The following is a 12,631-nucleotide window of genomic DNA, read 5'->3' as shown; positions in this document are numbered from 1 at the left end:
ATTTTTAATGCGCCTTTGCTTTTTCCTTTGCCTTTTTTACTGCATATAAAATACTTGCAGCTAAGCCACCCCAAATGACGACCATTCCGATTATCATAACTACTATCGCACTTGCACTCATTTATTTTGCCTCCTTCATGTTGGTTTCTTGACTTTCACTTAAAGGATCCTTTTTCCATTTTATTAAAGCAAGCAAAATACCTAATACAACAACGCCAATTGCAACAAACCAACCGGCATATAATACGAACATGTCTGGTAATCCTTCATAGTTTCCTGTATCTGTGTCATGTAGTCTTAATATGTTTGTTTTCAGTGAATCATACATCATATATCCTAAAACAATAGGTGTAATGATACCGAGACATACTGTCCACCAAGATCCTAGCTTAATATCAGAAACCGCATTTGCATGCGTACGAAGCTCTTTAGCCTTTCTAAATATCCATACAATGAGGATGACCTCAACTAAACCAAGAACTGCAACACCAAATTGGTTAATAAAGTAATCGACGTTATCTAAGAAGAACAAGCCACCTTTTGTTGCATAAACTAAAGAAATAAGTGCAGCTAAGCCTCCCCCAAATAAAACTGCTTTTGTTCTAGAAATATTAAATTTATCAACCAAACCTGCAATATAAGTTTCACTAATAGACATTAACGATGTCAATCCTGCTAATACTAAAGAGGCAAAGAAGAGAAAACCAAATAACTCATTAAAAGCCGGGAACTCGTTAATGATAGCTGGAAAAACAATAAATGCTAAACCAACTCCACCTTCCACAACTTCATCTACGCCCACCCCTTGCTGTAAGGCCATAAATCCTAATATTGCAAACACACCAATACCCGCTAATAATTCAAAACTTGAATTTGCAAACCCTGTAATAAAGGCGTTGTTTGTAATATCAGACTTTTTTGGTAAATAACTCGAATAAGTAATCATAATTGCAAATGCAATAGATAAACTGAAAAAGATTTGCCCATAAGCTGCAACCCATACTTGACCACTAAAAATTTGACTGAAATCGGGTTTAAAAAAAGCTTCCAGACCGTCTAAGGCTCCAGGTAATGTAACAGCTCGTACCACAATGATGAGAAACATAACGAGTAAAGTTGGAATCATAATTCTATTCGCAATTTCAATCCCCCTCTTCACTCCTTTAAATAATATCCCCAAAACTACGACCCATACAATAATTAAAGGTATAAGTACACCCGGCACTAAACTTCCGAACTCACCCGGATTAACTGTTCGTTTTAAATAATCGCCGATTAAAAATGCATCTGTTTCCGATCCCCAACTTAAGTTGAAAGAAAATACTGCATATGATATTGCCCAGGCAATAATAACTGAATAATATGTCGAAATAACAAATGCTACAAATACTGCCCACCAACCAATAAACTCTGACTTAGGATTAATTCGTTTATAAGTTAATGGTGCTGATCCGCGATACTTATGACCCATTGTAAATTCCAATATAAGTATCGGTATTCCTGCAGTTAACAAGGCAAATAAATACGGTATAAAAAATGCTCCACCTCCATTTTGATATGCCTCCGCAGGGAACCGCCAAATATTACCTAAACCTACAGCAGAACCAATTGCTGCTAGAACAAATCCTGCTCTTGTACCCCATTGTGAGCGTGTTTCCATTTTATTCCTCCTTTGTAATTTAGAACATAATGTTGTTAATGTTCCTTTTTTTCAGATATATTAGCATGTATTATACCGCTACTTAAAGACTATGTCAAAAGATTTTTATTATATCATCTATTTAAAAAGAAAAACGAGCCCATCCATTTTAGATGAGCCCGTTTCTAGTATAATTATGCAAGTTTCTTTTTTTGTAGCAGCGAATAAATGAATGGCACGACAGCAAGAATCGCAATCGATATAAAAAGACCTAATAACAATTGATGTGTGAATCCAACAATTAGAAAACCTATTCCAGAAGCAATTGCTGCCAAGAATGCGTACGGTAGCTGTGTCATCACATGATCAATATGGTTCGCTCCTGCTCCTGTTGAAGAGAGGATTGTAGTATCTGATATTGGCGTACAATGATCCCCAAAAACCGAACCAGATAAAACCGCAGCTAATGATGGAATGAGCAAGCTATAGTCTGTTACTAATGCTATTTCAATTGCAATCGGTAGCATAATACCAAACGTCCCCCAGGAAGTGCCTGTTGCCAAGGACATCACACCGCAAATGATAAATAGGATAAATGGAATAAACGCATATTCGACATTCCATTCCGTAACAAGATGTGCTAGATACTCTCCTGTCTTTAATGTTCCAATAATTGAACCAATCATCCATGCCAAAATTAAGATGTAGATAGCTGGTAACATCGTTTTTGTTCCTTCAATTACAATATGAGCAAAACTTTCTTTTGGTTTATTTAAACGAATATAATAGAAAATTACAGATAATACTGCTAATATACCTCCTACGAACAGAGATATATTTACATCCATATTAGCAATTGTATTGAATATGCCGCTTATACCTTCGGATTGGGCATTTTTTGCACCTGTAAACAACATCATTGAAATCGTCACTACGATTAACACGATTATTGGAATAAATAAAAACGAAATTTTGCCATTTGGATGGGCATCCAATGAATTCGTTAAATCACCTGTTACCTTCTTATTACTTCCGCCCAATAGATTACCAGTTTTGACGGCTAAATCTTCATGTTTACGCATTGGGCCAATATCAAATTTAAAAATAGCAACGATAAAGACGAGTAATAAAGCAAGTATTGCATAAAAATTATAAGGTATAATCTTTAAAAATGCTTCAATTGGTTTCATATCTGTAATTTGATACGTCGCAAATAGACTACCTAATATACCGATAATATACGCACCCCAACTCGAAATAGGTGATAATACTGTAACCGGCGCTGATGTTGAGTCAATATAATAGGCTAGTTTAGCCCGAGATATTTTTTGTCGGTCTGTTAATGGACGAGCAATTTGACCAACAGCTAAACTATTAAAATAATCATCTATAAAAATAACTACCCCTATAAAAGCCGTCATGACTTGTGCTCCAACACGTGTTTTTACACGTTTTATCATCCATTCTCCAAATGCACGACTTCCTCCTATTGCCTGTAAAAATGCTGACATAATACCTAATAATATTAGAAATGTTAATAAATAAAAATTATCAATATTTACAGTTCCATCTTCATAAAAGATAGTATAAAATACAGTCCAGATTTCTTTTATTGAAGCCCCAACTTGAAAATCATTAACAAATAGTGCACCTATGACAATCCCTGTTCCTAACGATAAAAGAACTTTCCTAGTTAATAATACAAGTAATAATGTAATAAGTGCTGGTATAATTGAATAAATAGTCCCTTCCAAAATCTTTCCCTCCAAATATTTTATTCGAATTTTGTTGGGCTACAGGTGGAGTGAATATTTACTCAAACAAAAAAGCAATGATAGAAAATAACTTATCATTGCCCCGCAAATATACGTTATCCTCCATTTCGATCTGTAGTCCTCCATACAACAAAACGCATTGTATGACAGTATGCCTCTTATTCAAAGACATCCCAGCAAGAATAAGTATGACCCTTATTCTGCTTCGGCAAGCAATCCTTTTGTTAATTGTCAACAGCGTCACCCTCGAATTAACGACTCATATTACTTGCACCTCTACCTCACCGATCTGATAAGGTTTTATTAAGTTTTACTAGATATTTAAACTATTTATTATAATATACTATCATTCATCTTTTTGCAAGTCCTTTTTAGGGACAGAGATATTAGGTCCACCACTGCCACCACCATAAAAGTCTGGTACTTGCCCCATTACCAAATGTTTATCAATCAATATTTTTGTAGAAACAGTCGTTACTTTCGTTGAAAAAGGTATGACAATTTGTACATCTGCTTCCACTAATACATACAGGGTCATAAACACACTATTAATTCCAAATTCCTCGCGTTCGTCTATGATATCAGTTGTTACACTACCAACTAGTTCTAAATTAACAGGTACTTTCGGTCCTAAATTCGCTAAAATTGTATTTCCCGTAATTTGACCTAATGGTATTTCCACAACAGTCGGATCTCTTTCTACTAATTCATCAACGGTATCCCCATACACAGAAGGTTCACCTAAAGGATCTTCATAATGCGGTGGCTCACCTCTATTCATACTATGGAAGAACTCTTCAACACGATCTGTAGCAGCACGATTTATTTTATTTACCAATGAGGAATTCCAACCTACTACCGTTACATTTCCATTGTTATCCACTTGTGTTTCTGTAATATCTTCGAAAGTATATTCTTCTGCAAATTTAACTGCAGCATTTATCGCCCTTGTCGCAAACTCATCTATTTTTCGCTCAGCTATATCTATCAGTACAGGTTTTATCTTTTGATCTATAAACCAAATACTAAAAGCCGTTATCATTAAAACGAGAAAAAAGGACACTCCCAAAATAGTACGGATAGGTGGTGGTGTTCGACTTCTCTTGATTAAAAATAACCGCATTAAAAAAACCCCCTCAAACAAAGTTTATGCTTGTTTTATGGGGGTTAGAAGTTAAACATCAGCCAAATAACAGTTTATTACCGTAATGTTTAATTCACTTGCCAAATCTATTTCAAAAGGGGAACTGTCATGACTTTCAATTCTTACGACAGGGCGATCACATAAAGACTTATTTTGTCCGATAACAATCCCTTTTAATCCATTGCTTAACTCAACTGTAATTCCATTCGGATAAACTGAAATACTATTTTTAAATGCCAATACCATTTCCATCTCAAAATGCTTTCCACTGCCCGCGTACAATAATTCTAGGCCTTCATGTGGAAGCATGGGCTTTCGATAAGTTCGTTGACTTGTTACCGCATCAAATACATCAGCAACCGCGATAATCTTTGCATGTTTGATAATCTCATCTTCCTTTAAACCACGTGGGTAACCAGAACCATCCAATCGTTCATGATGTTGATGTGCACATTCCGCGATAACTGATGATAAATTTGATTTATCTCGAATGAATTCATACCCATATGTCGTATGCTTCTTAACCATTTCATATTCAGCATCCGTTAATTTGCCTGGCTTTTGTAGTACTTGTTGGTCAATTAAAACTTTACCGATATCGTGTAACAAAGCACCTACTCCCAAATCCATTAACTCCTGTGAGGATAATTTCATTTCCATCCCAATCGCCAAAGCATAAAAAGCTACATTTAATGAATGTTGATACGTATAATCATCTGTCATAAGAATATCTGTTAATAATGAGATTGACTGTTTATTTTTACGCATTTCTCCGGTCACATCTTGAATGACTCCCATTAAGGCCTGTTCCTCTTCTTGAGAAATATAAGTTTGTTTTAAAACATTACTTTTTTTAATCGAAGTAAATGTATTTTCAATTGTCTGCAGAGCTTTCTGCCTTACTTCATCCGAAATAACAGATTCTGTCTCTATATCCTTTGTAAATTCATCTTCTATGTAAATATACGTTATACCAATATGCAATAATCGATTTAACATATTTTGTGTCAATTTTGTACCGCGATGGATTAATATTAACCCATTGTCATTATATAGTGATTGTCCTAAAGTAGCCCCTGGTTCAATAGAATTCGTACTCACTAACTTCATTTTTCTCTCTCCAAAATTCGACATCTTTTGCGTATGCTTCTTAAAATATACCAAACTTTTATATAACTTACTATAAAAATCAACATGAAAATAAAGTAAATGACGACTTTTTTTGCTTATTCTAAAAGTAAAAGGGTCTGACCCCCAATCGTCAGACCCTTTTATCATGAAATCTTTAATAATGCTTCCTTCCCAGACATCCCTACTTCCCAACCGTACTTCTCTTTAGAAGCATTTGTTATTTTTTCTAATGGTGCATGTAAGAGCTGATCAATCGTCCTTACACCACTTGCTCTACCTGCAATCACATTTCGATCTGCTAATTTTTCATTAAGTACATCAACATCTAATGCTGCACACATAATATAGCCAACTTCATTAGAAATGATTAATAAATTTGTTTTCGGAAGTTCCACTCGTATAGCCGTAAACATTAACCCCTCTACTTCTAAAGGATTGACAGTAATCATAATACATACCTCCCTTTCTCCTTACACAGTATGCAAAAAAGCTTTTTGTGTTCATCGCAATAAGGAGAGTCCGAGGTTTTTAATCTTTTTGTAGTGAGATTACCGTTGTTACAAGTAAGTCTCGTAAAAATTCAGGTACAAAATACTTCTTGTCTTTAGCTTTAACAATGTCAGGTAATAAACGACCAAAGGTAAACATATCTGCTGTTGCAACGGTATAATTTCTATTATGTCTGAGAGGTACACCTTGAATGTTTACAGCCTTTATGTGTACCTCATCTGCTTCGTGTGTGCCTAATATTATTTCCATTCCAGCAAAAACCATTTTACCAATCACTTCACCTCGAAATCCAAATCCTTTTAACCTTATTTCCATAAACGATTGCGTTAATGATACACGAATAACCTCCATAAGTTCACGCCCCGTAAGTGAAACGACGCACGGGTTAATCGGATGGGGACATATGCGGTGAATATCACCGTATGTAATCGCACCCTTTGGCAACGAATCTAATAATAAACCTGCATTAAGCATGGCACAATCGGCTTTTGTCCAAGTTATTAATGTATTTGTTAATTCTTGTATAATAAAGGTATTTTCAAACCAATTTACACTTAATGGTCTTTCTATATGAGTAATGACCTTACCTAATCTTTTTTCAGCTTCTATATATAATTGATTTAAAGTCTGTTCCGTACCAGCATCATGTTCTAAATGGGTTATATTTGTCGTAAATGCTTCTTTTTTCATCAGTTTCTGTTGTTCATGATCCCATTCTAAATGAACTTCGCCAACAAATTCACAGAGCTTGCCAGCTGCTGTCAATAATGTGTTTCCGATGTATTCCCCTTGTCGCAACAGATGGTGTGTATGACCACCAATAATTACATCTACTTCGGGGAATTCCCTAGCAATAAGTTGATCCACACTTAATCCAAGGTGAGATAGTAAAACAATCACATCTACTTGCTCTTGTAACTCTTTTATAATATTAGCAAGTTCTTCTAACGGAGGTGATATGTGCCAACCTAATAACTCATAATAATCATTAAAGGGAGCTGTTAATCCAAGAACACCGACTTTTACACCGTGTTTGGATAATAAAATTTGCCTTCTTTTACACCAACTTGGATTCGCTTCTCCCTTCTCATTATATAAATTCGTACATACAACGTTGAAGGCAGCATCATCATACAAGTGGAATAAATCTTTATGTGACAATGTTATTCCTTCATTATTTCCTATTGTCACAACATCATAATCTACATCATTCAAAAGTTGTACGTTTGCCCGCCCCATAAATGCCTCCGCAATGGGATGAACACGGTCAACATGATCACCAATATCAAAAAGCCAACAAGATTCCTTTTTCTTTGCATGGAAATGTTTCTTTTGTTTCATAAACGTTGCAACTTGCGACCAGTTTGAAAACTGGCTATGTAAATCATTTGTATAATAAAATGAAAACTTTTCAATCATATCGGATACCACCTTAACTAATCACCATCTTAATCAATCCTTTCTAGGTCCGGTAGCCAAGAAAAAATTTCAATCCACGCACCATGAGAGTGCGACAGCGAAAAGAGCCAAAAACAGCTTCTTTTCAATTAAAAAACTCCATAACATTCCATAATATATGCTTCTTACTACACATTCAAAACAGAATTTTGAACCCTCACACCAATGTTCCTACATTTTTTGCTACTTTCGAAGTCTTTTCTTTCCGCCCACAGTAGAAGTGTTTACATCATATGTAATTAAGACTAACATACTGTTTCACCTACTTCCATAAAAATGGTGGATATATATCGGTCTAAAAGTTTCTACCTTCACTTCCTTATTTGCCCCCTTATAAAACCAATAATTTTTTTCAAATTAAGAAATGTCTAGCAATCAGCTCCAAAATATCTTCACTCCTTCATCTTTTTCATACTATATCTTGTATCTTTCATATTTAAATATTATCTTCTGAACAAATATCATATATATCAATCATTTCCCGGTATAATGATTCAATAGTTCAAGAAATAATTAAAGCAAAAAAACTCGTCACATATTATGACGAGTTTTTTTAAATGTTTATATTAACCGATTGAACCTTCCATTTCGAACTTAATTAGACGGTTCATTTCAACGGCATATTCCATTGGTAGTTCTTTTGTAAACGGCTCGATAAAGCCCATTACAATCATTTCTGTAGCTTCTTGTTCTCCTAAACCTCTACTCATGAGATAGAATAGTTGTTCTTCGGATACTTTTGAAACTTTTGCTTCATGCTCTAGTGAAATATTATCGTTGTATACTTCATTATATGGAATCGTATCAGAAATTGACTCACTATCCATTAATAACGTATCACATTCAATTGTAGATTTTGCACCATCTGCTTTACGTCCAAAGTGTACAAGTCCACGATAGTTTACTTTTCCACCTTGTTTTGAAATCGATTTAGACACGATAGAAGAAGATGTATTTGGTGCTAGGTGATGCATTTTAGCTCCAGCATCTTGTACCTGACCTCTTCCAGCAAGTGCAATTGATAATGTATATCCTCTTGAACCTTCACCTTTTAGTAGGACTGCAGGATATTTCATTGTTAGTTTTGAACCAATGTTTCCATCAATCCATTCCATAGTTGCATTTTCATCACATGTTGCACGTTTCGTAACTAGGTTATATACGTTGTTCGCCCAGTTTTGAATCGTAGTGTAACGGCAGTATGCGTCTTTCTTAATAAAGATTTCAACAACTGCACTATGCAATGAGTTCGTAGTATAAACAGGAGCTGTACAACCTTCTACATAGTGTACTGATGCACCTTCATCTACAATAATTAACGTACGTTCAAACTGTCCCATATTTTCCGAATTAATACGGAAATATGCTTGTAATGGTGTTGTTGTTTGTACACCTGGTGGTACATAAATAAATGATCCACCAGACCATACAGCCGAGTTTAACGCAGCAAACTTATTATCAGTTGGTGGAATTACTTTACCAAAATATTGTTTGAATAAATCTTCATGTTCTTTTAATGCCGTATCTGTATCCAAGAAGATGATTCCCATTTTTTCTAGGTCTTCTTTTAGACTATGATACACAACTTCTGATTCATATTGTGCAGATACACCAGCAAGATATTTTTGTTCAGCCTCTGGGATACCTAATTTATCAAAAGTACGTTTGATTTCGTCTGGAACTTCATCCCATGTTTTACCTTGTCTTTCAGAAGGTTTTACATAATAAACGATTTCGTCAAAATCTAATCCAGATAAATCTCCACCCCATTGTGGCATTGGACGCTCGTAGAAATGCTCTAGTGATTTCAAACGAAAATCAAGCATCCATTGTGGTTCTTCTTTCATACGTGATATTTCTTCAACAACTTTCCGTGTTAGCCCTCTTTCCGTACGGAAGATAGAAACGTCTTTGTCACGGAAACCATATTTATACTCATCGATTTCTGGCATGTTTTTTGCCATTGTTTAAACAACCTCCTTAAGGTGTAATGAAAATATTCATGTCGCCATCTATATATTAATGGACACCTTTTTCCATTGCTTTCCAAGCAAGTGTTGCGCATTTTATCCGAGCTGGAAATTGTGACACACCTTGTAAAGCAGCAATGTCACCGAAATCTAACTTTTCAAAGTCAATTTCATCTCCGAGCATCATATGAGAAAATGCTTCAGACATTTTTAATGCTTCTTCAATAGATTTTCCCTTAATTACTTGTGTCATCATTGACGCGGATGCCATACTAATAGAACATCCTTCACCAACAAATTTCGCTTCATTAATTTTATCATCCACGACGGATAATTGTAGTTGAATACGATCCCCACATGTTGGGTTGTTCATTTCAACTGTCAATACTTCTCCATCAAGCGTACCTCGATTTCGTGGATTTTTATAATGGTCCATGATGACTTGTCTGTATAATGTATCGAGGTTATTAAAAGACATCACCAAAATACTCCTTCGTTTTTAAGAGTCCTTCAACGAGACGGTCTACATCTTTTTCTGTATTATATAAATAAAAACTTGCCCGAGCTGTTGCCGTAACATCTAACCATTTCATTAATGGTTGGGCACAATGATGTCCAGCACGAATTGCAATTCCCTCCGCATCTAATACAGTGGAAACGTCATGTGGATGTACATCATCGAGGTTAAATGTTACAAGTGCTGCCCGTTTTTTCGGACCGTAGATTTTCATTCCATCTATTGATTGCAATTTTTCCATCGCGTAGTCTGCTAATTTTTGCTCATGCTCCAAAATTTGTTCCATACCGATTTCATTTAAGAAATCAATTGCAGCCCCTAGTCCAATTGCCCCAGCAATAATTGGGGTACCACCTTCAAATTTCCATGGGAGCTCTTTCCAAGTAGAATCATATAAATCTACAAAATCAATCATTTCTCCACCAAATTCAACTGGATCCATTTCTTCTAGTAAATTACGTTTTCCATAAAGTACACCAATACCAGTTGGTGCACACATTTTATGACCAGAGAACGCATAAAAATCACAGTCCAAATCTTGTACATCTACTTGCATATGTGGAGCACCTTGCGCACCGTCAACAACGATAATCGCACCATGTTTATGGGCAATTTCCGTAATTTCTTTAATAGGATTAATCGTGCCTAGTACGTTTGATACGTGTGTCATTGCAACAATTTTCGTTTCTGTTGTAATCGTTTTACGCGCATCTTCTAATGTAATCGTACCATCTGGTTGCAAAGGTATATATTTTAATGTCGCACCCGTTACTTTAGCAACTTGCTGCCATGGAATGATATTACTATGGTGTTCCATAGGTGTAATAACAATTTCATCACCTTTTTGCAAAAACTTTCTAGCATATCCATATGCAACTGTGTTGATCGAAGTTGTTGTTCCGCGTGTAAAGATTACTTCCGCGGAACTCTTCGCATTAATAAACCGCCGTACTTTTTCACGGGCACCTTCATATTGGTCTGTTGCCCGCGATCCTAATGTATGTACACCACGGTGTACATTCGAATTATCTTGCCTATAGTAACGTTCAACTGCTTCAATTACCGATACAGGCTTTTGTGATGTTGCAGATGAATCAAGATAAACTAAAGGATGTCCGTTAACTTCTTGATTTAAGATCGGAAACATTTGCCTGATGGCTATTGTGTCCATTAGTTAACTTTCCTTTCAATCACTTGTGATAATTGTTTCTTAACAGATGGGATTGGTAATTGCGAAACAACTGGCTCTAGGAATCCATGGATAACTAAGCGTTCTGCTTCACTTTGTGTAATTCCACGGCTCATTAAATAGTATAGTTGCATTGGGTCTACACGACCAACAGATGCAGCGTGACCAGCCATTACGTCATCTTCTTCAATAAGAAGAATTGGGTTTGCATCCCCACGTGCTTTTTCACTTAACATTAATACACGTGATGTTTGTTCAGCATTTGAACCTGATGCACCATTTTCAATTTTACCGATACCATTAAAGATGTTTGTTGCACTATCCTTCATGACACCATGTTGTAAAATATATCCTTCTGCATTTTTACCCCAATGGATTGTTTTCGCAGTAATATTTTGGATCTGTTTACCGCGACCAACAGTTACCGTTTTCGCATGGCAAAGTGAGTTATCGCCAATAAGGTTCGTAATGTTCTCTGAGACAGTATTCCCATCGTTCATTTGACCTAATGCCCACTCGATAACAGCATCACGATAAGCTACTCCACGACGATTAATATAAGTAGTTGTTCCTTCAGCGAAATTATCAACTGCACCGTAAGAAATTTTCGCATTGTTTTGTGCTATTACTTCCGTAACGATATTTGCAACTGTTTCTTCTTTCTCGTTGTTTGAAATATAGTTTTCAACATATGTTAATTTACTATTTTCTTCTGCTACAACAAGAACGTGGTTGAAATATGCTAGTTCAGGGTCTTCTTGCCAAAAGACAACCTGTAATGGAACCGAAATCTCTACATTTTTTGGTACGTATACAAAGATTCCACCATTCATTAATGCAGCATGTAAAGCTGTCAAACGATGCTCATCAATAGAAACTGCATCTTTCATATAATAACGTTTCACAAGCTCCTCATGTTCATTCAAAGCTGTGAATATATCAGTGAAAATAACACCTTTTGCTTTCAATTCATCACTTAATGTTGCATAAGCAACTGTTTGATTACGTTGAATTAGCAAATTCTCAGGTAAATGTTCAATATCAAAGTAATCCTTTAATTCTTCTGGTAAATGTTCAAGTGATGTTAACTTTTCACCTTCACCAAACTCATGCTTGAAACGACTGAAATTCCAACGGTTAATATTCGTTTTATCTGGTTTTGGCATTTCTAGTGTTTCAGCTTGTTCTAAGGCTTGAAGGCGCAATTCTTTCATCCAGTCTGGTTCATTTCTGTCCGCCGAAAACTGGTTAACATAGTCCTTGTTATACGGCAGTTTTGTTTCAACAGTCATATTACC

The 12,631-nt window shown here is 35.7% G+C and carries 11 protein-coding genes, 1 pseudogene and 1 riboswitch; all 12 genes and pseudogenes read right to left on the bottom strand.

Annotated features, from left to right (window positions below; genetic code table 11):
* Window positions 1-4: 4 nt before the first annotated feature.
* The gene (locus ACFFIS_RS09205; RefSeq protein WP_320379501.1) at window positions 5-121 is read right to left on the bottom strand and encodes a methionine/alanine import family NSS transporter small subunit; all 117 of its coding nucleotides are present in this window, start codon (window positions 119-121) and stop codon (window positions 5-7) included.
* A complete protein-coding gene (locus ACFFIS_RS09200) occupies window positions 122-1,660 on the bottom strand; it encodes a sodium-dependent transporter (RefSeq protein WP_390187157.1) in 1,539 nt (512 codons plus the stop codon).
* A gap of 173 nt (window positions 1,661-1,833) precedes the next feature.
* A complete protein-coding gene (locus ACFFIS_RS09195) occupies window positions 1,834-3,393 on the bottom strand; it encodes a Na+/H+ antiporter NhaC family protein (RefSeq protein ID WP_390187156.1) in 1,560 nt (519 codons plus the stop codon).
* 128 nt (window positions 3,394-3,521) lie between these two features.
* Window positions 3,522-3,701, bottom strand: a riboswitch (Lysine riboswitch).
* Between the two features lie 59 nt (window positions 3,702-3,760).
* Window positions 3,761-4,537 (bottom strand): sporulation protein YunB, encoded by a 777-nt coding sequence (yunB, locus tag ACFFIS_RS09190; protein ID WP_390187155.1) that lies wholly within the window; start codon window positions 4,535-4,537, stop codon window positions 3,761-3,763.
* A gap of 51 nt (window positions 4,538-4,588) precedes the next feature.
* Window positions 4,589-5,668 (bottom strand): HD-GYP domain-containing protein, encoded by a 1,080-nt coding sequence (locus tag ACFFIS_RS09185; RefSeq protein ID WP_390187154.1) that lies wholly within the window; start codon window positions 5,666-5,668, stop codon window positions 4,589-4,591.
* Between the two features lie 164 nt (window positions 5,669-5,832).
* The gene (locus ACFFIS_RS09180; protein WP_320379506.1) at window positions 5,833-6,138 is read right to left on the bottom strand and encodes a YunC family protein; all 306 of its coding nucleotides are present in this window, start codon (window positions 6,136-6,138) and stop codon (window positions 5,833-5,835) included.
* Window positions 6,139-6,217: 79 nt separating this feature from the next.
* Entirely contained in the window at window positions 6,218-7,618 is a 1,401-nt protein-coding gene (locus tag ACFFIS_RS09175) for a bifunctional metallophosphatase/5'-nucleotidase (protein WP_390187153.1), read from the bottom strand.
* Window positions 7,619-7,777: 159 nt separating this feature from the next.
* Window positions 7,778-7,909: pseudogene (cas2, locus tag ACFFIS_RS09170) on the bottom strand (CRISPR-associated endonuclease Cas2); the annotation flags it as partial.
* A gap of 314 nt (window positions 7,910-8,223) precedes the next feature.
* A complete protein-coding gene (gene sufB / locus ACFFIS_RS09165; RefSeq protein WP_390187151.1) occupies window positions 8,224-9,621 on the bottom strand; it encodes a Fe-S cluster assembly protein SufB in 1,398 nt (465 codons plus the stop codon).
* 55 nt (window positions 9,622-9,676) lie between these two features.
* The gene (gene sufU / locus ACFFIS_RS09160) at window positions 9,677-10,105 is read right to left on the bottom strand and encodes a Fe-S cluster assembly sulfur transfer protein SufU (protein ID WP_320379510.1); all 429 of its coding nucleotides are present in this window, start codon (window positions 10,103-10,105) and stop codon (window positions 9,677-9,679) included.
* Entirely contained in the window at window positions 10,095-11,315 is a 1,221-nt protein-coding gene (locus ACFFIS_RS09155) for a cysteine desulfurase (protein WP_390187150.1), read from the bottom strand. Before ACFFIS_RS09155 ends, sufU begins: the two co-directional genes overlap by 11 nt.
* The gene (sufD, locus tag ACFFIS_RS09150; protein ID WP_390187149.1) at window positions 11,315-12,625 is read right to left on the bottom strand and encodes a Fe-S cluster assembly protein SufD; all 1,311 of its coding nucleotides are present in this window, start codon (window positions 12,623-12,625) and stop codon (window positions 11,315-11,317) included. Before sufD ends, ACFFIS_RS09155 begins: the two co-directional genes overlap by 1 nt.
* Between the last annotated feature and the right edge of the window lie 6 nt (window positions 12,626-12,631).

This window comes from Paracerasibacillus soli (assembly GCF_042432965.1).
In the GTDB taxonomy this organism is placed as follows: Bacteria; Bacillota; Bacilli; order Bacillales; family Amphibacillaceae; genus Paracerasibacillus; species Paracerasibacillus soli.
Note: the sequence above shows the minus strand (reverse complement) of the source record. Positions and strands in the feature narration are given on the sequence as shown.